This window comes from Streptomyces sp. ATexAB-D23, assembly GCF_000373645.1.
Lineage (GTDB): Bacteria > Actinomycetota > Actinomycetes > Streptomycetales > Streptomycetaceae > Streptomyces > Streptomyces castrisilvae.
In genome coordinates this window covers 59851-83295 of the sequence record NZ_KB892020.1, presented here as the reverse complement: position 1 = coordinate 83295, position 23445 = coordinate 59851, and the positions used below count along the sequence as shown (strand labels likewise).

17 protein-coding genes and 1 riboswitch are annotated in these 23445 nt (G+C 71.7%); of the genes, 11 read left to right on the top strand and 6 right to left on the bottom strand.

Annotation, left to right across the window (positions count from 1 at the left end; genetic code table 11):
- Window positions 1-62 precede the first annotated feature (62 nt).
- Both B082_RS0119255 and B082_RS0119250 read left to right on the top strand, forming a co-directional pair.
- On the top strand, window positions 63-899 hold the full coding sequence (locus B082_RS0119255; RefSeq protein WP_018553453.1) for an alpha/beta fold hydrolase: 837 nt from the start codon (window positions 63-65) through the stop codon (window positions 897-899).
- 135 nt (window positions 900-1034) lie between these two features.
- Window positions 1035-2444 (top strand): lamin tail domain-containing protein, encoded by a 1410-nt coding sequence (locus B082_RS0119250; protein ID WP_026249955.1) that lies wholly within the window; start codon window positions 1035-1037, stop codon window positions 2442-2444.
- A 38-nt stretch (window positions 2445-2482) separates the two neighbouring features.
- Here B082_RS0119250 and B082_RS0119245 read toward each other — a convergent pair whose 3' ends face one another.
- On the bottom strand, window positions 2483-3139 hold the full coding sequence (locus B082_RS0119245) for a DUF6928 family protein (RefSeq protein ID WP_026249954.1): 657 nt from the start codon (window positions 3137-3139) through the stop codon (window positions 2483-2485).
- Between the two features lie 44 nt (window positions 3140-3183).
- Window positions 3184-3687, bottom strand: coding sequence for an ATP-binding protein (locus B082_RS0119240; protein ID WP_018553450.1), 504 nt, complete (start codon window positions 3685-3687; stop codon window positions 3184-3186).
- A 123-nt stretch (window positions 3688-3810) separates the two neighbouring features.
- Between B082_RS0119240 and B082_RS0119235 the strand changes: the two genes are divergently transcribed.
- The 3 genes from B082_RS0119235 (at window position 3811) to B082_RS0119225 (ending at window position 6142) form a co-directional block, all read left to right on the top strand.
- Window positions 3811-4665 carry a helix-turn-helix domain-containing protein gene (locus B082_RS0119235; RefSeq protein WP_018553449.1) on the top strand — a complete coding sequence of 285 codons (855 nt, stop codon included), beginning with the start codon at window positions 3811-3813 and terminating at the stop codon, window positions 4663-4665.
- Window positions 4662-4850, top strand: a complete 189-nt coding sequence (locus B082_RS0119230; RefSeq protein WP_018553448.1) for a DUF397 domain-containing protein — start codon at window positions 4662-4664, stop codon at window positions 4848-4850. Before B082_RS0119235 ends, B082_RS0119230 begins: the two co-directional genes overlap by 4 nt.
- A 329-nt stretch (window positions 4851-5179) precedes the next feature.
- Window positions 5180-6142, top strand: coding sequence for a helix-turn-helix domain-containing protein (locus B082_RS0119225; RefSeq protein ID WP_018553447.1), 963 nt, complete (start codon window positions 5180-5182; stop codon window positions 6140-6142).
- A gap of 53 nt (window positions 6143-6195) precedes the next feature.
- Here the strand turns inward: B082_RS0119225 and B082_RS0119220 are convergent, their stop codons facing one another.
- From B082_RS0119220 to B082_RS0119210, 3 genes are all read right to left on the bottom strand, one after another.
- On the bottom strand, window positions 6196-7584 hold the full coding sequence (locus B082_RS0119220; protein ID WP_026249952.1) for a chitinase: 1389 nt from the start codon (window positions 7582-7584) through the stop codon (window positions 6196-6198).
- A 14-nt stretch (window positions 7585-7598) separates the two neighbouring features.
- Window positions 7599-9737, bottom strand: coding sequence for an RICIN domain-containing protein (locus tag B082_RS0119215; RefSeq protein WP_018553446.1), 2139 nt, complete (start codon window positions 9735-9737; stop codon window positions 7599-7601).
- A gap of 425 nt (window positions 9738-10162) precedes the next feature.
- The gene (locus tag B082_RS0119210) at window positions 10163-11221 is read right to left on the bottom strand and encodes a LacI family DNA-binding transcriptional regulator (protein WP_199783821.1); all 1059 of its coding nucleotides are present in this window, start codon (window positions 11219-11221) and stop codon (window positions 10163-10165) included.
- A gap of 453 nt (window positions 11222-11674) precedes the next feature.
- Between B082_RS0119210 and B082_RS0119205 the strand changes: the two genes are divergently transcribed.
- The 3 genes from B082_RS0119205 (at window position 11675) to B082_RS0119190 (ending at window position 15783) form a co-directional block, all read left to right on the top strand.
- Window positions 11675-12937 carry a ThuA domain-containing protein gene (locus B082_RS0119205; RefSeq protein WP_018553444.1) on the top strand — a complete coding sequence of 421 codons (1263 nt, stop codon included), beginning with the start codon at window positions 11675-11677 and terminating at the stop codon, window positions 12935-12937.
- Between the two features lie 214 nt (window positions 12938-13151).
- Window positions 13152-14993, top strand: coding sequence for a choice-of-anchor A family protein (locus B082_RS36295; RefSeq protein ID WP_078622601.1), 1842 nt, complete (start codon window positions 13152-13154; stop codon window positions 14991-14993).
- 97 nt (window positions 14994-15090) lie between these two features.
- Complete coding sequence (locus B082_RS0119190) at window positions 15091-15783, top strand: L,D-transpeptidase (RefSeq protein WP_018553443.1); 693 nt, start codon at window positions 15091-15093, stop codon at window positions 15781-15783.
- 10 nt (window positions 15784-15793) lie between these two features.
- Here B082_RS0119190 and cobN read toward each other — a convergent pair whose 3' ends face one another.
- Window positions 15794-19453: a cobaltochelatase subunit CobN gene (gene cobN, locus B082_RS0119185; protein WP_018553442.1), complete on the bottom strand. Its 3660-nt coding sequence runs from the start codon at window positions 19451-19453 to the stop codon at window positions 15794-15796.
- Between the two features lie 89 nt (window positions 19454-19542).
- Window positions 19543-19619, bottom strand: a riboswitch (cobalamin riboswitch).
- 104 nt (window positions 19620-19723) lie between these two features.
- Between cobN and cobG the strand changes: the two genes are divergently transcribed.
- The 3 genes from cobG to B082_RS0119170 all read left to right on the top strand — a co-directional run bounded on the left by cobG (window position 19724) and on the right by B082_RS0119170 (window position 23291).
- Window positions 19724-21055 (top strand): precorrin-3B synthase, encoded by a 1332-nt coding sequence (gene cobG, locus B082_RS0119180; protein WP_026249948.1) that lies wholly within the window; start codon window positions 19724-19726, stop codon window positions 21053-21055.
- A gap of 104 nt (window positions 21056-21159) precedes the next feature.
- The gene (locus tag B082_RS0119175) at window positions 21160-21786 is read left to right on the top strand and encodes a precorrin-8X methylmutase (RefSeq protein WP_018553440.1); all 627 of its coding nucleotides are present in this window, start codon (window positions 21160-21162) and stop codon (window positions 21784-21786) included.
- Complete coding sequence (locus tag B082_RS0119170; RefSeq protein ID WP_018553439.1) at window positions 21783-23291, top strand: precorrin-2 C(20)-methyltransferase; 1509 nt, start codon at window positions 21783-21785, stop codon at window positions 23289-23291. The genes B082_RS0119175 and B082_RS0119170 overlap by 4 nt, the downstream gene beginning before the upstream one ends.
- The last annotated feature ends 154 nt before the right edge of the window (window positions 23292-23445 follow it).

The following is a 23445-nucleotide window of genomic DNA, read 5'->3' as shown; positions in this document are numbered from 1 at the left end:
CTGCGCAGCCATGTCCCGGAGTCCCGGCCCTGGCCCGTCCCGTCCCGTCAAGGAGACTCCTCATGAGTGATCCGACCGTCGGCAGCCTGCGGGTGAGCGGCGCGAACCTGCACTACGAAGTGCGCGGCCAGGGGCCGGTCCTGCTGCTGATTCCCGGTGGGACCGGGGGCGCGGCCTCCTTCGACGGCGTTGTCGACGATTTGGCCGCCGCGTACACGGTCGTGACCTACGACCCACGTGGCATGGCGCGCAGCACGCTGGACGACCCCGAAGCCGCGCAGCACGTGGCCGAGCACGCCGACGACGCGTTCCGGATGCTGGAACTCGTGTCGCCCGGTGAGCCCGCCCGCGTGTTCGGCGCCAGTTCGGGCGCCATTGCCGCGCTGCATCTCCTCACCGCGCATCCCGAACGTCTGACACGCGTCGTGGCGCACGAGCCCCCCGTGGTGGAGGTGCTGCCGGACGCGGCCGAGCACCGCGCGCTGCTCGCACGGGTACGGGAAACCTTCCATGCCGAAGGGCTCATGCCGGCGATGGCCGTGTTCGCCGCGGGCCTGGCGAAGGGCGGCGACACCGTCGAGCCGAAGGCCGAGCCCGAGATCCCGCCCCGGGCAGCGGCGCGGGCCGAGCAGACGATGGCGGGACTGCCGTACTTCGTCGGGCGGATCGTGCCCGCCTTCATGTCCTACGCCCCGGACTTCCGCCGGCTGGAGGAGTCCGCGGACCGGCTCGTGCTGGCCGGCGGGCAGGACTCACCCGGCGAGCTGCCGCACCGCGCGACCGCCGCGCTGGCCGAGCGGCTCGGCACGGAACTCCGGTCGTTCCCCGGTGGGCACATCGGACTGACCACGCATCCCCGCGAGTTCGGCGAAGCCCTGCTGAAGGCGCTGCGGATCTGAGGGGTGAGCGGCGGGCGGGCCGCGCGCAGAATTCGCGCGCCGTTCGTGGGAAGTCTTCCTGGGGAACGGCGCTCCGTTCGGTCCGGGGCGGGAGCGTCGGGCCGGCTTGTCCGTGACGATCTCAGGATGGATTCCGTGACTGCATCGACTGCCCGTCGGCGGCCCCGTGCTCTTGCCCGCATTCTCGTTGCCGCGCCCCTGCTGGCCGCCTGCGGGCTGACCGGTGCGCCGGCGGCGCACGCAGCCGGGGCGGACGACGTGCGCATCAACGAGGTGGTGACCAACGGCGACGTCAACGACTCCATCGAGCTGTACAACAAGGGCGGCGCCGCGGTCGACGTCTCGGGATGGGTACTCAGGGACGACGACAAGGACCACGCGTACAAGATCGCTTCCGGGACCACGCTGGCACCCGGCGGGTTCCGGGCCTTCGACGTCAGCGGCGCGTTCGGGCTGGGCTCCGACGACGAGGCGCGGCTGTATCTCGCGGACGGCAAGACGCAGGTCGACGGCTTTTCCTGGAGCAAGCACTCCGGCCCGTCCTGGTCGCGCTGCCCCGACGGCACCGGCGCCTTCGAACAGGCGGGCTCGGTGACCCTCGGCGGCCCGAACGCGTGTGGGGGCGGGGGTTCCACGACGCCCGTGGCATGGCCCGGGAGCGGCGACGTGGCCACCGCGGACGGCTCCAACGTGTTCGGCGAGGACCTCAGCGGCCTGTACCAGGAGGGCGATGTGCTGTGGGCGGCGCAGAACAGCGGCAAGCTGTGGCGCCTGGTGCGGGACGGCTCCGGGGGCTGGAAGCCGGACACCGCGAACGGCTGGTCCTCCGGTAGGACGCTGCGCTTCCCCGGCGGTTCCGGCTCCCCCGACAGTGAGGGGGTCACCGCGACCGGCGGCGGGGTCTTCGTCGCCAGCGAGCGCAACGGGGACGCCTCCGGCACCAGCCGCCTGTCGGTACTGAAGTACGACGTCGGCGGATCGGGCTCCTCGCTGACCGCCGCCAAGGAGTGGAACCTCACCTCCGACCTGCCCTCGACCGGTTCCAACCTCGGCCTCGAAGCGATCACCTGGGTCCCGGACGCCTCGCTGACCGGCGCCGGCTTCAAGGACGCCTCGACCGGGTCGGCGTACGACCCCTCCCGCTACGGCGCCCACAGCGGCGGGGTGTTCTTCGTCGGCGTCGAGGGCACCGGCATGGTCCACGGCTATGTCCTGGCCGACTCCGGCTCGTACACCCGCGTCGCCTCCTTCGGCAGCGGTATGTCCGGCGTGATGGAACTCCAGTGGGAGCCGCAGGCATCGCGCCTGTGGGCGGTCTGCGACGACACCTGCGACGGCCGGCACACCACCCTGAAGATCGACACGACCGGCGCCTTCACCACCGTCGCCGCGTACAACCGCCCGAGCGGCATGCCCAACTACAACAACGAGGGCTTCGCCCTGGCCGGTGCCGACGAGTGCCTCGCCGGGTCCAAGCCCGTCTACTGGTCCGACGACGCCAACGACGGCGGCCACGCACTGCGCCGTGGCCGCGTCAGCTGCTGAGTCGAAGCACCGGAGGCGCCTCTCCGAGCGTTGCCCGGTCAGTGGGCTCGCCCGGACGGTCCACGCTCCGTGAGGCCGAAGCCGAGCAGGGGGATTTCGTCCGGGTCGACGTCCTCGGGTGACGGGCGGCCCTCCAGGAGGAAGCCGAAGAGGGCGCGGAGGGCTTCATTGCCCAGTTCCAGGGGGTGGAACGGCAATGGGTACGGCTCCTCGTCCCATTCCGGGTCGGTTTCCACGGGCCGCTCGCCCGCCCAGTAGGGCGCCTCGAAGGGGAACGGGTCGCCGATGTCCTCCGCGATGCCGCCGTCCGGCGAGAGGCTCAGGGAGCGGCGGAGGCGGCCCTCCTCCCAGACCGCGAAAGCGAGCCAGTCCGAGACGCTGTGCATCGCGTGCACGATCACGCGACGGCCCCCGGCGGCCTCCAGAAGGTGAGCCGGAAGTTCCGACGGGCGGTCGAACATCAGGCGCCGGTCGCAGACCAGGTCCACGCCGGGGAAACCGGCCGCGTACGTGATGCCCTCCGGCGGATACGTCGATTCGCCCAGGACGCCGCCCTGCGTCAACTCCGTCCTCCGGCCCGGGAAAACGCGGGCGACCAACTCCGCCGTCCGCTCCGCCTGCGGCTCGCCGGCCGCCTTCAGCGCCGGGACCACGTCTCCGTCCGCGTACGCCAGTAGTGCTGTCTTCGCTCCCATGCACCACACGCTAGTGCCGTGGCAGCCCTGCCGGCCCGGCGGCGTCAGAGCCTGCCGGTCCGTGCGGCAGGGATCTCGTACTCCGCCCACACCGTCTTCCCCGGCGCCCGGTCCCTCGGGTACCAGCCCCAGCGGGAAGCCACCGACTCCACGAGCAGCAGCCCCCGGCCGCCCTCCGCGATCCCCGGTTCGGGGAGCCGGCCCGGACGGGGCGGTACTCGTTCGCCCCGGGTGTCGCTCACCTCGACCCGGGCGATCGGCACCGGCAGGTCCAGGAGGCGCAGCAGGAGGTGGAAGTCGCGCCCCGGTACGTGCCCGTGCCGGGCCGCGTTCGCCGCCAGTTCGGCGGTGAGCAGTACGACCGCCTCGTGCGCCCCCGTCCCGTACGGCAGGCCCCACGCGTCCAGCCGGACCGCCGACAGGCGCCGGGCGAGCCTGGCTCCCCGGGGTGTGGAGGTGAACCGCATGGCGAAGCTGGGGGTGCCCAAGTGGGCCGTGTGGCGGGAGGGTTGGGTGGTGCGGCCGGGGGTGTCGATGTTGCTCGTCATGGCTACGAGAGTCCTCGCCGTGGCGTAGCGTGACCAGTAGTGACGCACTGACGCGAACCACTTGTACGCGCGTCGTCGGCACGAGTACGTGAAGCACGGCGCGACAGAGCGAGGCAAGGTGCGATGGCGAGTGAACCGAGGGAACTCGACGCGGAGGACGGCGCCCGCGCGGCGGACAAGGCCGGCCAAGGCGTGGTCACGGCGTTCGGCCGGAGCATGAAGACTTTACGGCTGCGCGCGGGCATGGACCGGGAGGAACTGGGCCGTCGCCTGGGGTACTCCGCATCGACCATCGCCTCCTTCGAGCAGGGACGCCGCATCACGCCTCCCCGTGTGATCGACGAGTCCGACCGGGAGTTGAAAGCGGACGGCCTCCTCATCGAGTGGAAGGACTTGGTCGAGCAAGCGCAGTACCCGCCGTTCTTCCAGGGCATGGCCCAGCTGGAGAAGAGGGCCATCGAGCTGGTGTCGTACGACACGCTGGTGGTCAAGGGGCTGCTCCAGACAGAGGAGTACATGCGCGCGGTGCTCGCCCTGCGACGTCCTGTCCTCGACACGGAGGTCATCGAGCAGCGCGTGGCTGGACGGTTGGCACGACAGGCCATCTTCGACCGCCGCCCCGCCCCTCTGCTGAGCTTCGTCATGTGCGAGTCAGTACTACGCCGCAGGTTCGGTGGCACCCACGTGCTGCGGGGCCAGTTGGAGCACCTGCTCCTGGTCGGCCAGCGGAGGAACGTCGAGATCCAGGTGATGCCACTCGAATCGGAGGAAAACTCGGGCGTGGATGGGCCGTTCACCGTCGTCACCTGCGAGGACGGCAAGAAGTTCCTGTACGTCGAGGCCCAGGGAGTAAGCTCGCTGGAGACGGACCCGAAGCAGACAGCCATCGCCGCCGCGCGCTCCGGGATCATCCGTTCACAGGCTCTCACCCCGCGAGAGTCACTGGCATTCATCGAGAAGTTGCTGGGAGAGCTATGAACAACGCTGAGCCCCTTGTCTGGTTCAAGAGCAGCTACAGCGGAGCCGAGGGCGGCGACTGCGTCGAGGTCGCGGCCGCCACGAACGCCGTGCACGTCCGTGACTCCAAGGTCACGTCCGGGCCCGTCCTCCACCTGTCGCGCGACGCCTGGGCCGGGCTCGTCGGGCTCGCCTCGGCGCAGTAGTACAGGCGGCGTTTGTACGCGCGAGAGCCCTGCCGGTCCGAAGCGGACCCGCAGGGCTCTCGTCTGTGGCACGCGGTCCCAGAAGCCCTCCGGTCCCCCGCACCGGAGGGCTTCTGGGATTCGCTGAAGCGGAATTCTTGGCGGCTTTGTCCAGCAGACACGTAGCATTCTAGGGACGCCGGGGGTCCGCGACTTTTCCGCTCGTGCAGGGAACTTTGCCAGTGGTGCGCCGGACCGGGGCCCCAGCCGTTGCGCCTCAAGAGCGTGTCCCCCACACTCGTTTCGGACCGTCCGTGTCGAGGGGGGCGCGTGGAACGAGGAACCACCGGATGAGCCCGGGGCTTGACACCGCGTTGATACCGGCGCAGGACCGCGAGGAAGTGATCCGGCAAGCGGTCTGGGACTCCGTCGTGGTCGTCGACATCGACCACCATCCTCCGGCCGGGGAGATCCGGGCGCGGATGGACGTCGACTCGGTCGGTCCCCTCAGGGTCTGCTCGGCGCGGTCCACGGAGGTCACGCTCCGGCGGACGGAGCGGCTGGTGCGCAAGGACGAGGAGCCGTCGCTCTTCCTCAGTCTCCAGGTGACCGGGACCAGCATGGGGGCCCAGAACGGGCGCGAATGTGTGGTGCGGCCCGGTGAGTTCGCCGTGTTCCGGTCGAACGCTCCCTACACGCTTCTCTTCGACGAGGGGGTCGACCACCACTTTCTGCGCCTGCCCCTCACGGCACTCGCGCTGCCCGACCGATTGCTGAGGGACACCACCACGGTGACGTTCAGCACCGAAAACCCGCTCGCGCGCCTCGCGTACACGTACTTCTCGCAACTGGCCGTCAGCGACGAGATCCGCCGCAGCCCCCACGCCGACGCCGTCGTGGCCCCCAGCATCGAACTGCTGCGCGCCGTCCTGATCTCCCAGCACGGGGACATGGACACCGGCCTGGCGAAGGAGCCGATGGAGGCGACGCTCGCGCTGCGGATCAGGCACTACGTCCGGGAGCACCTGGCCGAGCCGGATCTGTCGGCGGCGCGGATCGCGGCCGCGCACGACATCTCGGTGAGGCATCTGTACGCCGTGCTGTCCCGGGCGGGGATCAGCCTCGGGGACTGGATTCGCGCGCGGCGGCTCGACGGGTGCAAGCGGGAGCTGGCCGGGCCGGCCGGGAGGTCTCGGACCGTCGCGGCGATCGGGCGGAGCTGGGGGTTCGTGAACGCGACGCACTTCAGCCGGGTCTTCAAGGACGCGTACGGGATGTCGCCCCGGACCTGGCGCGATCTGAACCACCGCTGACGCATCCCGGTCCGGCTCCCCACGCGTGGGCGCGGGGAGCCGGACCGAATGTGTCAGGCCAGTGTCCAGGCCTGGTTCGCCGTGCCGCCGCAGGTCCAGATCTGGAGCTGGTTGCCGTCGGCGGTGCTCCAGTCCGTGACGTCGAGGCACTTGCCGGAGCCCGTGTTGATCAGGCTGCCGTTGGCGCCGGTCGTCCAGGACTGGGCGCCGGAGCCGTTGCAGTCGTAGAGCTGGACCTTCGCGCCGTCGGCCGTGCCCGCCGCCGCGACGTCGAGGCACTTGCCGAGGGCGCGGAAGGTGTCACCGGTGCGGGTCCACTGCTGGGCGGTCGTGCCGTTGCAGGTGTAGAGGTCGACCTTGGTGCCGTTGGCACTGTTGGCGCCGGCCACGTCGACGCACTTGTCGCCGTAGCCCCGGATGGTGGTCGTGCCGGCCGGCGGGTCGACGGGACCGCCGCCGCCCGTGATGGCCTTGAAGGTGTTGGTGAACTGCCAGGTGCTCTGCGGGGTGCCGCTGGAGCCCTGGTTGTCTCGGCCGAGGGACCAGAACGTCAGTTCCTGGATGCCCTTGCTCGCGGCGAAGGCTTCGAGTTCCTGGGCGTCCTGGGTGGTGAAGACCTCGGCGGCGGTGTCGTTGATGCCGATCATCGGGCAGTTGCCCTCCATCGCCCACAGCTCGGCGGAGGACTTGTCGGTCCAGATCTGGCCGAGCTGGGTGTGCAGGCCGTTCGCGGCGCTGATCGCGGCCTGGCCCATGTCCATGGCGGGGCCGTAGTCCATGGTCATGATGTTGACGAGGTTGACGTCGAGGTTGTGGCTCTTGGCGTTCTTCAGCAGCGCGATGCCGTTGGACTCCAGGCCGTTCGGGCTGACCGGGAGCGTGTAGTCGACGTCGAGCTTCCGGCCCTGGGCCGCGTACTCCTGCTGGAGGTTGGCGAGCGCCTGGTTGCGGCGGTCGTTGGCGGCGGTGTCGTTGAGCGTGCTGCCCTCGATGTCGAGGTCGATGCGGGTCAGGTTGAGCTGGTCGATGACCTTCTTGTACTGGGCCTGCATCGCGGAGACCGTGCCGCAGGAGGCCAGTTCGTTGCCGCTCGCGCCGCCGAAGGAGGCGATGACGTCGCCACCGACCGCGCGCAGGCTGTTGATGGCGTTGTTCCAGCCCGCGTCGGTGACCGGGGTGCTGCCGTTGATCGCGGCGTTGCAGGTGCCCTGGCTGACGATGAAGGCGAGCGTGTAGTACTTGTTGCCCGTGGCGTTGTACGCGTTCATCAGCGTGGACGGGCTGTTCCACATCTCCGCGTACGGGGCCGCGTAGTGGGCGGGGAAGCCGGGTCCGGGGTTGGCGGCGGCGGACGCGGGGGCGGCCGTGGCTACCAGGGTCGCGGCGGCCAGGGGCAGGACGCCGAGCACGGCGGCGAGCCATCTGCTGCGGGATCTGGGCATGAGCGTTCCTCCGTTTACGGGTAGGTGGTGAGGTACGCGACGTTGTTGCTCGGCGTGACCGTCGCCCCGGTGTTGTTGATGATGTGGTTGATGGTGCCCGCGCCCCCGAGGACGACGGTCACCATGTCGTGGAACTTCACGCCGGAGGTCTGCGGGACCTCGAAGGAGTGGTCCTCGACCACCGAGGGATTGACGTTGAAGTACGCGTAGCTGCCCAGCCCCCACGCCTCGTGGCTGGTGACGGAATCGCCGACCTTGTAGGCGGGGTAGCCGTTGGTGTTCCCGTTCTTCCAGGCGGCCTGGTTGGGCGGGTCGTAGGGCAGTTCGTTCTGGAAGAAGTACGTACGGCCGCCGTTGCCGTTCCAGATGACCTGCGTCTTCTGGTAGTGCTCGACGAACAGGCCGTACGCGGTGACGTTCTGGCCGTTGACGACGAGTCCGGTGTCGGCGGTGTTGGTGTTCCAGCCGACGGTGCCGCCGTTGCCGTGGTCCGCGCGCCAGATCCAGGTGTGGTCGATGATCGTGTCGCTGGTGTTGACGACCAGGGACCGGGTGGCCTTGCCCACGGTGGCGCCGCCGATGCGGAAGAACACGTCGTTGAGCGTGACGGGGTTGGCCGCGTGGCCCGCCGAAGCGCCGTCGGGGCCGATCCGCATCAGGGTCTGGGAGTTGGTCGTGCCGGCGTCGACGAGGACTCCGGCGATCTTGATGCCGTCGACGTCCGCCGTGGTCAGCGCGGTGATGCCGTTGTCGGGGATGAGGGTGGCCAGACCCATGCCGAGGACCACGGTGTCGGGGCGGGTGACGTCGAGCGTCTGGTTGAGGTGGTAGACGCCGGGGGTGATCAGCAGGTTCTTGCCGGCGGCCAGGGCGGCGTTCATGTCGGCCGCGCTCGCGCCGGGCCTGGCGATGTAGAACTGGTCGAGCGGGAGGGAGGAACCCGCCTGGTTCTTGCCGCTCCAGGTGGTCCCCGAGACGTTGGTCTGGGCGGCGGGGACGAACACCTTCCAGTCACCGGCGTCGTCGATGTAGAGGAAGGGCTTCTCGCGGTTGACCGGGGCGGTGGGGACCGTGGTGTAGGTCGGGAAGGACTGGGCGGGGGCGCCCTGGTCGCCGACGAAGACCATGTTCCAGTTGGAGCCGGACCAGGAGCCCATCTGCGTGTTCTTGGTCAGGAACTGCTGCTGGCTGCCCGACTGGATCTGGCCGTCGACCTTCGAGTCGGAGATGAAGCCGCCGCTGGACCAGCCGCCGTCGTCCAGCTTGAGGTTGCCGCGCACATGCATGCGCCGGTACGGGGCCGCCTGCGAGACGGCCCAGCGGTCGCTGCCGCCGTTGGGGGTGACGGACAGGTTCTCCGCGTCCCGCCAGAAGTTCTGCGTGGCGTTGCCCTGGAACCAGTCGGCCTCGGCGTGCACCGCCCCGTTGATGTTCACCGCGTCCGGCGACAGCCCGAGGCCCGCGACCTGGGTGTAGAAGCCGACGTTGACGTCCGCGCTGTACGTACCCGGCTTGAACAGGACGGCGTAGCGCTGGGAGCCGAACTGGTTGGACTCCTGCTGGCTGAAGATGCTGTTCAGCTTGGACTGGATGGACGACGCCGACATGGACGGGTCGAAGACCACCGTGTTCGGGCCGAGGTCGGGGTCGTCGCCCGCAGGGGGTGTCGTGGGGTCGGTCGGGTCGGTCGCGCCCGAGTAGGCCCACTTCTGGTTGGCGGTGCCGGCGCAGTCCCAGACTTGCAGGCGCGCTCCGTCGGCGTTGCTGTTGTCCTTGATGTCCAGGCACTTGTCCGCGGCGGTGTTGACCAGGTCACCGGCCGCCGTCAGCCGCCATTTCTGGGTGGCGACCGTGTCGTAACAGGTCCACAGGTGTACGGCCGTGCCGTTGGCGGTGCCGCCCGCGACCAGGTCCAGGCACTTGCCCCGGGCGGTCAGCGAGCCGTCGCTGTTCAGGGTCCAGCTCTGGTTCTGGCTGCCGGGGTAGCACGTCCACATCTGGGCGGGGGTCCCGTCGGCGGTCGAACCGTCGGCGACGTCCAGGCACTTGCCGTTGCCGGTGTTGGTCAGGGCGCCGGGGGTCGCGGCGCCGGCGGTCCCGGTGTCCAGGACGACCAGCGCTCCGGCGGCGGCCAGGGTCGCGCTCAGGGCCATGGCCAGAGGTGCGGTCCGGCGTCTGCGGCGCTGTCGGGGGTGAGGCATGGGCGGGCCTTCCTGAAGAGGGAGCGGCTGACCTGTTCGGCACGGAACGGTGTGCGGGGGTGCGCCGACTGCGTACGGCGCGCGCCGACGCACCTGACGGAGCGAGGCCGGGTACCCGGCACGGAGCCGGAACTGACGTGCCGACTGCGGTGATTACGGCAGGTGCATGACATATTTTTGTTACCTGCTTTTTTCAAGCCGTGAAGTTATGACCGCGGCCGTGCCTCCGTCAACCCCTCCGCGCCAAGTGGCCTGTCGCCACCGGTATCTCCCCTGGTCAGGCCGGAACCAGTACGGGAACGCGCTTACGGCTCCGAAGCGCACGGGTCACGTGCGCGGCGGCCGGGCTTTTCAAATCGGTCATGGCGACCGGTCGTTCAGGCGTGGACGGTGTCCGGACCGGACGGCTCGGAGCGCGGCCGGCCGGTGGATGCCCGGACGAGCAGCGGCGTGGCCAGCTCGACGTGCAGGGTGTCGACGACATGGCCCGCCACCAGGCGCATCAGCAGGGAGACGGCTATGCGCCCCATCTCCTCCAGTGGCTGACGGGCGGTGGTGAGGATCGGGGACGTGCTCCGGCCGAGTTCGCTGTCGTCGAAGCCGGTGACCGACAGGTCCTGCGGTACCCGCAGCCGGCGGTCGAGGGCCGCCCGCAGCGCACCGGCGGCCGTCTTGTCGTTGAACGCCACGATCGCGGTGGGCGCCGGGTCGAGTTCCAGCAGCGACGACGCGGCGCGATAGCCCATCTCGGCGTTCGGTTCGACGACCGCCCTGACCAGCTCCGGCTCCACGAGGATGCCGATCTCCGCGAGTGCCGAGGTATGGCCGACCAGCCTGGAGCGGCTGGCGAGCCAGTTGCCGGGGCCCCCGATGAAGCCGATCCGGCGATGACCCAGGGCGGTGAGGTGGCCGGTGACGCGGCGTGCGCCGGCCGCGTGCGCGGCCGACACCGACGCGACGTCTTCGGGCAGTTCCTCACGCGGGTCGATCACCACGAGCGGGTAGCGCCGCGCGTGCAGTGCCAGCAGGTCCTCGGTGGAGCTGGGCGGAAGGATCAGGACAGCCCCCGCCATGCCCGCGGGCCCGGGGAGGGAGAGCAGCGACGATGTCTGCTCCCGCGCGCTCTCCCCCGCCCGGATGACCGCTTGGCGGCCGTGCAGCGCCAGAGTCTCGATGACGGAGGTCACGATGGTGCCGAAGTAGTCGGTCAGCGCGTAGGGGCAGTACACCAGCACGGGGGCATCGGCCGGCCCCGGTGACGGCAGGCGTGGAACCGGAACTTCGCCCAGGCGCCGCGCGGCCTGACGGACCATCTCCTGGGTCGCGGGAGCCACGACCGCCCGCCCGTTGATCACCCGGGAGACGGTGGCGATCGACACGCCCGCCTCCTCGGCGATCGCCCGGATCGTGATGCGCGCGCCAGGCCGCCTACCCACCTGTGACAGAGCTCCGCTTCATGCCCGGAAACTCTATAGCAGCAGGCCGAAGAGGCGCGGGGCGAGTTCGGCGCGGGCCCCTGACGTGTTTGCCGCAGTCCGGTGCCGGGCTTCCACCCGGTGGGCGGGGGCGGGGACCGGCACAGCGACGCCCCGGCAGTTCAGGCTTCACCTTCTGTAGACGGGTCCGCAGTGACCGAAACACGGTCACGGTCGCGTTCGTCTGTTGAAGTCGCAGGTCAGCTCAGGAAAGTGAAGCGTGGGACGGGCGGCCCGGCTTTCCGCCAGGAAGGTTTCCTGACAGAAACCTTGACGTGATGTCGTGTACACGCGCAGACTCCGGTCTGCCCGACCGAAGCATGCCGCGTTTGACGCGTGACGTGACGTCATGTGAACCAGCGAGGGACAGCGCGCCCCAGCAGTGGAACCGTGAGAGGAAGGACAACTGCCTTGTTGACACTTCGTCCGGGGACAGCCGCACATCCCGGGCACCGGGGACGCGCACTGCTGCTCCGGCTGCTCGCACTGGCAGCGGTCGTACTCGGCCTGCAGGCGACCCCGGCCCACACCGCCCGTGCCGCCGACGACTTCCACGTTCTGGCCTTCTACGACGGCACCTACGACGCCGCGCACATCAACTTCGACCACGAGGCGAACACCTGGTTCGCGCAGCAGGGGGCCACCCACGGCTTCACCTACACCGCCACCACCGACTGGAGCCGGCTCAACAGCGCCGAACTGGCCCAGTACCAAGTGGTCATGTTCCTCGACAACTACCCGCACACCGCGTCCCAGCGTTCCGCGTTCCAGGCGTACATGCAGAACGGCGGCGGGTTCGTCGGCTTCCACGTCTCGGCGTTCAACACGGACACCAGTGACTGGCCCTGGTACCACAACACCTTCCTCGGCACCGGCACCTTCCGGTCCAACACCTGGGGCCCCACGCAGGAGACACTGCGCGTCGAGGACGCCGGCCATCCGGCGACGGCGGGGCTGCCGGGCACCATCACCTCGTCGGTCAGCGAGTGGTACAGCTGGCAGAACGATCTGCGGGACAACCCCGCGATCGACATCCTCGCGTCGATGGACCCCTCGACGTTCCCCATCGGTACCGATCCCAACCAGACCTGGTACAGCGGCTACTTCCCGATCGTGTGGACGAACCGCGACTACCGGATGGTGTACAACAACTTCGGCCACAACGCGATGGACTACGCGACGGACACCGCGCTGTCCTCCACCTTCGCCAGCACCCAGCAGAACCGGCTCCTGCTCCAGGAGATCGCCTGGGCGGCGGGCCGGAGCGGACCGGTCACCCCGCCGCAGGGCGACCCCACCGGCCGGATCACGGGATACGGCGGCAAGTGCGTGGACGTGGCGGGTTCGAGTTCCGCCAACGGCACGGCGGTGCAGCTCTACGACTGCAACGGGTCCGATGCCCAGCGGTGGGCGGTCGGCTCCGACGGCACGGTCGAGGCACTGGGCAAGTGCCTCGATGTGACCGGGGCGGGGATCACGGACGGCACCAAGGTGCAGTTGTACGACTGCAACGGGTCCGGAGCGCAGGTCTGGCAGCACCGGAGCGACGGTGCGCTGGTCAACCCCGCGTCCGGCAAGTGCCTGGACGCCACCGGCCCCAGCTCGGCCAACGGCACCCGCCTCCAGATCTGGACCTGCTACGCCGGCGACAACCAGCGGTGGACCCTTCCGGCCTGACCCACGCGGTACCGCCGCCGCACCGCCCCCGGCCCGCGCGCTCGCCGGCCCGCGCGCTCGCCGGCCGGGGCGGTGCGGCGGCCGGGGCGGTGCGGCGGCCGGGGCGGTGCGGCGGCGTCGGTACCGGGTCCGTCCGGGTGGCCCCTTCCGCTGGAAGGGGCAACGTCACGTGTCGCCCGCCGGGCCCCACGCGGCGGGTGGCCAGGATGCCCGTATGAGACCCATGCCCAAGCGCTTCGCAGCGCTGCGTTCACGCGCCCGTGCCTCCGGTGCGGCCTGCGCCGTCCTGGCCACCGTCGTACCCGCCTTCACCCTCGGCATCGGTGTGGCGCCGGCCGCCGCCGCGCCGCTGCCGGGCGGCTTGGGGCCGTGTGTGCCGGGTGACTGTCCCGACCCGTTCCCGGGGATCAACAACGGACCTCTCGCGGGCCGGGACAACGGGATCAACATCTTCGTCGGCGACGACTTCCTCGTGCGCGGCCGGGCCGCCGAGGCCGAGGGCCGGGTCGTGGTGCTCGACGACTTCGACCAGGACAAGGACCCGGCGGCGGGCCAGACGTACAACCTGGGCATCGTCGGTGTCGGGTCGCGCGTCCCGCCGCCCAACGGCGCGGACTTCCTGACCACGGGCGGGAACGTCACGATCGCGCCGGGGCAGACCCTCGACACGACCGGCGGCATCGTCGGCGAGCAGGGCAACGTGCGCCACGCCGGTACGCAGAGCGGGACCGTCTCCGGGACGCTCGTCCAGGACCCGGAGGCCGTGACGCCCTACGCGGGGCTGCGCGACCAGCTCACGGAGGCCAGCCAGTGCTACGCACGGCCCGACGGCACGCTCCGGACGCCGACGGGCACCGCCGTGAACCAGGGCACGCAGACGCTCTTCACGGGTGACGGGACGTCCGCGTTGCAGGTCTTCAACGTCGACTTCGACATGACCGGCCCCACCGGCGGCCAGCAGGGAGTCGTCTTCGAGGACATCCCCGCCGGCGCGACGATCCTCGTCAACGTCATCGGGGCGGACCGCGCGATCAACACGTACAGCGGGGGCATCGACGACGCCACCGACCCGCTGAACGCCTACCGCGAGCGCCTTCTGTGGAACTTCCCGGACGCCACCACCGTGGACCTGTCGGGGACCGGCCAGTTCCAGGGCAGCTTCCTGATGGGTGAGCAGTCCTCGATGACCACCGTGACCCTTCCGGGGGTCAACGGCAGGTTCTTCACCACCGGCTCGGTGACGCACACCAGCGCCGCGGCCGGGGGCGGCGGTCAGGAGTTCCACGCGTACCCGTTCGACGGCGACCTCCCCGACTGCGGCGGAACGCAGCCGGTGACGGGTGAGGTACGGATCCTCAAGTCCGACGCCGAGACCGGCGAACCCCTGGCCGGAGCCGACTTCGAACTGTGGCGCGAGACCAACAACGTGCCCGGCCTCCAGACCACCGGCACCGACCCCGACACCCTCGTCACCACCTGCACCACCCCCACCACCGGCATCTGCACCGAGACAACCGCCCCCGGCACCTACTACTGGCGCGAAACCGAAGCCCCCGACGGCTACGGCCTCCCCGACCCCGCCGTCTTCGGCCCCCTCACCCTCACCGAGGACAACGCCGACACCGGCGTCCAGACCGAAGCGCTCAACACCCAGGGCCCCGTGACGCCCACGACGGGTTCGCTGACGCTGGACAAGACGGACGCGAAGAACGGGCGGCCGCTGGCCGGGGCCGTCTTCGAACTGTGGCGCGAGAGCAACGACGTGCCGGGGCTCCAGACGACCGGGGCGGACCCGGACACGCTCACCGACGCCGGATGCTCCACCGACGGCGCGGGGCAGTGCGCCTTCGACGATCTTCCGCTCGGTGAGTACTACCTGCGCGAGATCGCCGTACCCGAGGGCTACGTCCTGCCGGCGAACCCCGTATCGGGGCCGTTCGAGGTGACGGAGGCCAACAGCTCGGAGGGCGTCACCGTCGAGCTGTCCAACAAGCGCGGCGAGCCGTGCAAGGGGAAGGACTGCAAGGACGACACGCACAAGTCCACGCACGCCTGATCCGGTCACCCGCCCGGCTGCCCATCAATGGGCGGCCGGGCGGGTGCGCTGATTGGCTGGCAGCACTTCGGTTCCCGATCCGCCAGGAGGTCCGGCAGTGCGTACCCCCAGCCTCACCGGTGCCGTGGCCGCAGCAGCGGCCACGGCACTGCTGTGCACCGCGGCCCCCTCGGCCGCCGCCCCCGTGCGCGACACCGCGTGCACCGCACCGGCCGGCCCCTACCAGCGGCAGCTCGAGCAGCATCTCGGCCTGCCCGTGGACGGCCGACAGTCCGACGCCGACTGCCGGGCCATCCGGGCCTTCCAGACCGCACACGGCCGGCCGCACGCCGACGGGCTCGCCGACCTCGGCACGTACCGCACCGTGCTCGTGGTCGAGGCGACGCCCGACCCGAACGCCGCGGGCCGCTGCCCCGTCGAGTCCTCGCGGGTGACCTGCGTCGACATGGACCGCCAACTGCTGTGGGTACAGAAGGGGAAGGAGGTCGTCTTCGGACCCGTGCCCACCCGCACCGGCCGCGACGCGCAGGAGACACGGCCGGGCCGGCACACCATCTACTGGCGCGACCGCGACCACGTCTCCACGATCTACGACAACGCCCCCATGCCGTACTCCCAGTTCTTCGACGGCGGGCAGGCGCTGCACGGTCACCCGGGCGACCTGTACGACGGCGGGGGCTCGGCCGGCTGCGTCAACCTCACCGTGGACGACGCGGCGAAGCTGTGGGACCTGCTCGCCCTGGACGACGTCGTCTACGTATGGGGTGTGAAGCCCGGCACCGCCGACTGACGCCGGCCGGTCAGTCCTCGCCCTCCAGGTTCCCTTCCGTCTCCAGGAACACCTGGCGCAGCGCTTCGAGCACCGCCGGGTCCGGCTTGGCCCACATCCCGCGCGACTCCGCTTCGAGCAGGCGTTCCGCGATGCCGTGCAGGGCCCAGGGGTTGGCCTGTTCGAGGAAGGCGCGGTTGGTGGGGTCCAGGACGTAGGCCTCGGTGAGCTTGTCGTACATCCAGTCCGCGACCACGCCCGTCGTGGCGTCGTAGCCGAAGAGGTAGTCGACGGTGGCGGCGAGCTCGAAGGCGCCCTTGTAGCCGTGGCGGCGCATCGCCTCGATCCACTTGGGGTTGACGACGCGGGCGCGGAAGACCCGGGAGGTCTCCTCGGTCAGGGTGCGGGTGCGGACGGTCTCGGGGCGGGTCGAGTCCCCGATGTACGCCTCCGGGGCCTTGCCCTTGAGCGCGCGGACCGTGGCGACCATGCCGCCGTGGTACTGGAAGTAGTCGTCGGAGTCCGCGATGTCGTGCTCGCGGGTGTCGGTGTTCTTCGCCGCGACCGCGATCCGCTTGTACGCCGTCTCCATCTCCTCCCGGGCCGGGCAGCCGTCGAGGTCGCGGCCGTAGGCGTAGCCGCCCCACGTCGTGTAGACCTCGGCGAGGTCGGCGTCGGTGCGCCAGTCGCGGGAGTCGATGAGCTGGAGCAGGCCCGCGCCGTACGTGCCGGGGCGGGAGCCGAAGATACGGGTGGTGGCGCGGCGTTCGTCGCCGTGCTCGGCCAGGTCGGCCTGGGTGTGCGCCCGTACGTGGTTGATCTCGGCGGGCTCGTCCAGCGAGGCGGCCAGCCGGACCGCGTCGTCGAGCAGGCCGATGGTGTGCGGGAAGGCGTCGCGGAAGAAGCCGCTGATGCGCAGGGTGACGTCGATGCGCGGCCGGCCCAGTTCCTCGGCGGGGATCGGCTCCAGGCCGGTGACGCGGCGGGAGGCGTCGTCCCAGACGGGGCGAACCCCGAGCAGGGCGAACGCCTCGGCGACATCGTCGCCCGCGGTGCGCATGGCGCTCGTACCCCACAGGGACAGGCCCACGGAGACCGGCCACTCGCCGTTGTCGGTGCGGTAGCGCTCCAGGAGGGAGTCGGCCAGGGCCTGGCCGGTCTCCCAGGCGAGGCGGGAGGGGACGGCCTTGGGGTCGACGGAGTAGAAGTTGCGGCCGGTCGGCAGGACGTTGACCAGGCCGCGCAGCGGGGAGCCGGAGGGGCCCGCGGGGACGAAGCCGCCGTTCAGGGCGTGGACGCAGTGGTCCAGCTCGTCGGTGGTCCCGGCCAGGCGGGGGACGACCTCGCGGGCGGCGAAGTCCAGGATCGCGGCCACGTCCGGGGGCAGGTCGTGGAGGAGTGTGCTGCTCGTCCGCTCGGGGCTCTGCCCCGGGCCCCGCTGCTCGATCGCCGCGGGGGCTTGGAGGGCGGACGGGTTCCAGTCCGCGTCCTCCATCGCCTGGACCAGGGCGCGGGCCTGTTCCTCGACGGCGTCGGCGTCGGTGCGGGTCGCCGCCGACTCGTCCAGGCCGAGCGCCTCGCGCAGGCCGGGCAGGGAGGCCGTGCCGCCCCAGATCTGACGGGCCCGCAGGATCGCGAGGACCAGGTTGACGCGGGCGGGGCCGGTGGGGGCGCCGCCCAGGACGTGCAGGCCGTCGCGGATCTGGACGTCCTTGATCTCACAGAGCCAGCCGTCGAGATGCATGATGAAGTCGTCGAAGCCCTCGTCCTCGGGGCGTCCCTCGATGCCCAGGTCGTGGTCGAGCTTCGCGGCCTGGATCAGGGTCCAGATCTGGGCGCGGATCGCCGGCAGCTTCGCCGGGTCCATCGCGGCGATCTGGGCGTGCTCGTCCAGGAGCTGTTCGAGCCGGGCGATGTCGCCGTAGCTGTCGGCGCGGGCCATCGGCGGCACCAGGTGGTCCACGAGCGTGGCGTGCACCCGGCGCTTGGCCTGGGTGCCCTCCCCCGGGTCGTTGACGAGGAACGGGTAGACGAGCGGCAGGTCGCCGAGCGCCGCGTCGGGGCCGCAGGCGGCGGACAGGCCGGCGTTCTTGCCGGGCAGCCACTCCAGGTTGCCGTGCTTGCCGAGATGGATCATCGCGTCGGCGCCGAAGCCGTTGTCCTCGGCGCGGGCGGCGATCCAGCGGTAGGCGGCCAGGTAGTGGTGGGACGGCGGCAGATCCGGGTCGTGGTAGATCGCGATCGGGTTCTCGCCGAAGCCGCGCGGCGGCTGGATCAGGATGAGCAGGTTGCCCCGGCGCAGGGCGGCCAGGACGATGTCGCCCTCCGGATTGCGCGAGCGGTCCACGAACATCTCGCCGGGGGCGGGGCCCCAGTGCTCCTCGACGGCCTCGCGGAGTCCGGCCGGGAGCGTGGCGAACCAGCGGCGGTAGTCGGCGGCGGGGATACGGACCGGGTTGCGCGCCAACTGCTCCTCGGTGAGCCATTCCTGGTCGTGGCCGCCCGCCTCGATCAGGGCGTAGATCAGCTCGTCGCCGTCGCCGGACGCGAGGCCGGGGACCTCCTCGTCACCGAAGTCGTAGCCCTCGGCCCGCAGCCTGCGCAGCAGGGCGACCGCGCTTGCGGGGGTGTCGAGCCCGACGGCGTTGCCGATCCGCGAGTGCTTGGTGGGGTACGCGGACAGGACGAGGGCGAGGCGCTTGTCGGCGTTCGGGATGTGGCGCAGCCGGGCGTGGCGCACGGCGATCCCGGCGACGCGGGATGCCCGCTCGTCGTCAGCGACGTAGGCGGGCAGGCCGTCCTCGTCGATCTCCTTGAAGGAGAACGGGACGGTGATCAGGCGCCCGTCGAACTCGGGGACGGCGATCTGGCTCGCGGCGTCCAGCGGTGAGACGCCCTCGTCGTTGCCCTCCCAGTCGGCGTGGGAGCTGGTGAGGCAGAGCGCCTGGAGGATCGGGACGTCGAGGGCGGTGAGGGCGCCCGCGTCCCAGGACTCGTCGTCGCCGCCGGCCGATGCCTCGGCGGGCCGGGTGCCGCCCGCCGCGAGGACGGTGGTCACGATCGCGTCGGCGTCCCGCAGGGCGTCGATGAGTTCGGGCTCGGGGGCGCGCAGCGAGGCGACGTACAGCGGCAGGGCGCGGGCGCCCTCGGCCTCCACGGCCCGGCACAGGGTCTCGATGAACGCGGTGTTGCCGCTCATGTGGTGGGCGCGGTAGTAGAGCACCGCGACGGTGGGGGCGCCGTCGCCGGTCGCGCGGGGGGTGCGCTCCAGCGGGCCCCAGGAGGGTGCGGCGGCGGGGGGTTCGAAGCCGTGGCCGGTGAGCAGGACGGTGTCGGAGAGGAAGCGGGCGAGCTGCTCCAGGTTGGCGGGGCCGCCGTGGGCGAGGTAGGCGTGGGCCTCGGCGGCGATCCCGATGGGGACGGTGGAGGCGGCCATCAGCTGGGCGTCGGGGGCCTGTTCCCCGGTGAGGACCACGACGGGGCGTCCGGCGGCGAGGACTTGGTCGAGGCCGTCCTGCCAGGCGCGGACACCGCCGAGGAGGCGTACGACGACGAGGTCGGCGCCGTCCAGCAGCTCGGGGAGGTCCTGCATCGGCAGCCGGGAGGGGTTGGCGTACCGGTAGCTGACCGGTCCTTGGGAGGCGCGGGCGCTGAGCAGGTCGGTGTCGGACGTCGACAGGAGCAGGATCATGCGGCGTCTGGCCTTCCTCGGGGTGTCCACGCCCCGGGCGGTGTCGAGAGCTCCCCTGCCCGGCGCGCGTGCCGGGTGTGCGGGGAAGGGAGTTCCTGACTCGCTCGGCCGGGTGGGACCAAGCTCACAGTGGCGGGACCGCGCCGGAATCTCACCGGGCTTCCTCCCCTGTCGCCGTCTGTGGCGACGACAGGCCGGATGGCCTGTCGCTAGGCATAGTAAGGGCCCGTCGCCGACGATGGGTCATACGGATCGGATGAGATGGTCGGTATGCTCGCCGCCATGCCGCCCCCAGCCACCCTGCCCGCACAGTCCCCGGACGCCGTGTCCCGGGCCCGTGGCGACGCCTGCCCCGGTGCCCTGCGGCTCCACGGGGCGGACGACGGGGCCCTGGCACGGGTCCGGGTGCCCGGAGGTGTGCTGAGCGCGGACCAGGCGGACGGGCTGTGTGAGTTGGCCGGCCGGCTGGGCGATGGTGAGGTGCATCTCACTTCGCGCGGCAATGTGCAGCTGCGTGGTCTGGGCGCGGAGTGCGGGGGCGAACTGGCCTCCCGGATGAGCGAAATGGGCCTTTTGCCCTCCGAGCGGCATGAGCGGGTCCGCAATGTGGTGGCCTCCGCGCTGTCCGGGCTCGACGGACGCGGCGAGCGCGAGGTGCGTCCGTGGCTGTCCGCGCTGGACGCCTCGGTGTGCGCGAGCGAGGAGGCGGCCGGTCTGTCGGGCCGGTTCCTGTTCGCGCTGGACGACGGGCGCGGCGATGTGGACGCGCTGGGCGCCGATGTGACGCTGCGGGCGCGGGGCGGCGGGGAGGCGGATCTGCGGATCGGCGCTCTGGAGACCGTCGCCCGGATTCCGGCGGACGAGGCACCCGGGGCGGCGCTGACCGCCGCGAAGGTGTTCCTGGAGGCGGCGGCCGGCTGTGGTGCGTGGCGGGTGGCGGATCTGCCCGGCGGCGCGGCACCGCTGTTCGACGCGGTGGTACGGCGGTTGCGCGCGGGTGGGCTGCCCCTCGCCCGCGCGGTCCTGCCGGTGCCGGCCGGTGCTCCCCCGGCCCTCGGTGTGGTGACCGGACCCGGCGCCACGGACGCCCTCTCGGTCGGACTGCCGCTCGGGCGGGCCGACGCGGCGCGGTGGCGGACGCTGACGGACCTCGCCCGGCGGCACGGAGACGGCGAACTGCGGCTCACCCCGTGGCGCGGCGTCGTCGTGCCCGGCGTCGGGCGGGGGCGGGCCGGTGAACTGCTCGACGCGCTGGGCGGCGCCGGCCTCGTCACCGGGGACCGCTCGCCGTGGGCCGGGGTGGGCGCGTGCGTCGGGCGGCCCGGGTGCGCGAAGTCCCTGGCCGATGTGCGGGGCGACGCGGCGGTGGCCGTGGACGTCCGGGGGCCCGTGCCGGCCGGACCCGCCCTGCCGGTGTACTGGTCGGGGTGCGAGCGGCGGTGCGGTCACCCCCGGGGTGCCTGGGTCGATGTCGTCGCCGGACCGGACGGCTACCGGGTCTCCGTCGTACGGGACGGCCGGCGCGACGCGCCTCCCTGTGTCACCGACGATCCGTCCGCGCTCGCCACCGCCGTGTCGACGGCCCGCACCCCCGGCACCTGACAGGCGCCCCCCGCCCGGCTCCCGCCCGACCCGACTGTTTCCTGCCCGATTTCAGCCCGTTTCCCCGCCCGATTTCCCCGCCCGATGAAGAGAGCGACAGCACTGTGCACCAGTACGAGAAGGACGGACCGGCCATCTATCGCCAGTCCTTCGCCACCATCCGGGCGGAGGCGGATCTCTCCGGCCTGCCCTCGGACGTGAGCCAGGTCGCGGTCCGGATGATCCACGCCTGCGGGATGGTCGACCTCGTACGCGACATCGCCTTCACGCCCGACGCCGTCTCCCGGGCCCGCGCGGCTCTGCGGGCGGGCGCGCCCATCCTGTGCGACGTCGCCATGGTCGCCAGCGGGGTCACCCGCAAGCGGCTGCCCGCGGACAACGAGGTGGTGTGCACCCTGTCCGACCCGGCGGTGCCCGGCCTCGCGGCGGAGCTGGGCACGACCCGCTCGGCGGCGGCCCTTGAGCTGTGGCGCGACCGGCTCGAAGGGGCGGTCGTCGCCGTCGGCAACGCGCCGACCGCGCTGTTCCGGCTCCTCGAAATGATCGAGGAGGGGGCCCCGCGCCCCGCTGCCGTCATCGGTGTGCCGGTCGGTTTCGTCGGCGCCGCCGAGTCCAAGGACGCCCTGGCCGCGCACCCCTCGGGGCTCGACCACCTGATCGTGCGCGGCAGGCGCGGCGGCAGCGCCATCGCGGCCGCCGCCCTCAACGCCATCGCCAGCGAGGAAGAATGAGCGTGAGCGAGCAGCAGACGGGACGGCTCTACGGGGTCGGGCTCGGCCCCGGCGACCCGGCCCTGATGACCCTGCGCGCGGTGGAGGTCATCGCCGGCGCGGACGTCGTGGCCTACCACAGCGCCCGGCACGGACGGTCCATCGCCCGGTCCATAGCGGCGAAGCACCTGCGCGCCGACCACATCGAGGAGGCCCTGGTCTATCCCGTGACGACGGAGACCACGGACCACCCGGGCGGCTACCGGGGCGCGATGGAGGACTTCTACACCGAGGCGGCGGCCCGGCTCGCCGTGCACCTCGACGCGGGCCGCACGGTCGCGGTGCTGGCGGAGGGCGACCCGCTCTTCTACGGCTCGTACATGCACATGCACAAGCGGCTGGCCGGCCGCTACCCCACCGAGGTCATTCCCGGGGTCACCTCGGTCAGCGCCGCCGCCGCGCGGCTCGGGACCCCGCTCGCCGAGGGCGAGGAGGTCCTGACGATCCTGCCCGGCACCCTGCCCGAGGACGAACTGACCGCCCGGCTGGCCGCCACCGACGCCGCCGTGGTCATGAAGCTGGGCCGTACGTTCCCCGCCGTGCGCCGCGCGTTCGAGGCGTCCGGCCGGCTGCCCGAGGCGCGGTACGTCGAGCGCGCCACGATGGCCGGGGAGCGGCTGGGCGAGCTGGCGGAGACCGACGCGGATTCGGTGCCGTACTTCGCGGTCGCCGTGCTGCCGAGCCGGATCGACGCACGCCCCGAACGCGCCCCGGGCGACGGTGAGGTGGCGGTCGTCGGCACGGGTCCGGCCGGTCCGCTGTGGCTCACGCCCGAGACGCGCGGGGCGCTGGCCGCCGCCGACGACCTGGTCGGCTACACCACGTACCTGGACCGGGTCCCGGTGCGTCCGGGGCAGATACGGCACGGCTCCGACAACAAGGTCGAGTCGGAGCGGGCCGAGTTCGCGCTCGACCTGGCCCGGCGCGGGCGGCGGGTGGCCGTGGTGTCCGGCGGCGACCCGGGCGTGTTCGCGATGGCGACGGCCGTGCTGGAGGTGGCCGCCCAGGAGGAGTACGCGGACGTGCCGGTGCGGGTCCTTCCCGGGGTGACGGCCGCCAACGCGGCCGCGGCACGGGCGGGGGCGCCGCTGGGCCACGACTACGCCACGGTCTCGCTCTCCGACCGGCTCAAGCCGTGGGAGGTCATCGCCGGGCGGCTGCGGGCCGCTGCGTCGGCGGATCTGGTGCTCGCGCTGTACAACCCCGGTTCCCGCAGCCGGACCTGGCAGGTCGGCAAGGCCCGCGACCTGCTCCTCGAACACCGCTCGCCGGACACGCCGGTGGTCATCGGCCGGGACGTCGGCGGACCGGCCGAGAGCGTACGGACCGTGCGGCTGGCCGATCTCGACCCGGCCGAGGTCGACATGCGCACGATCCTGATCGTCGGCTCCTCGCAGACCCGCTGGGAGCGCCGGGGCGAGGGGCGGCACATCGTGTGGACGCCGCGCCGCTATCCCGAGGACTGAGCCGCTAGGGCCTGTCTTCAAACTGCCGTCGTCGCCCGAAGGGCGGCCGGGCGGCGTCAGGTGCGTGCTCTCGGCGTGCCGGCCCCAGGCCCCTGTACTGGACGTACCGGGGCCTGGGACCGGTGCGGCGAGAGTGCGTGCATGGCGTCGCCCG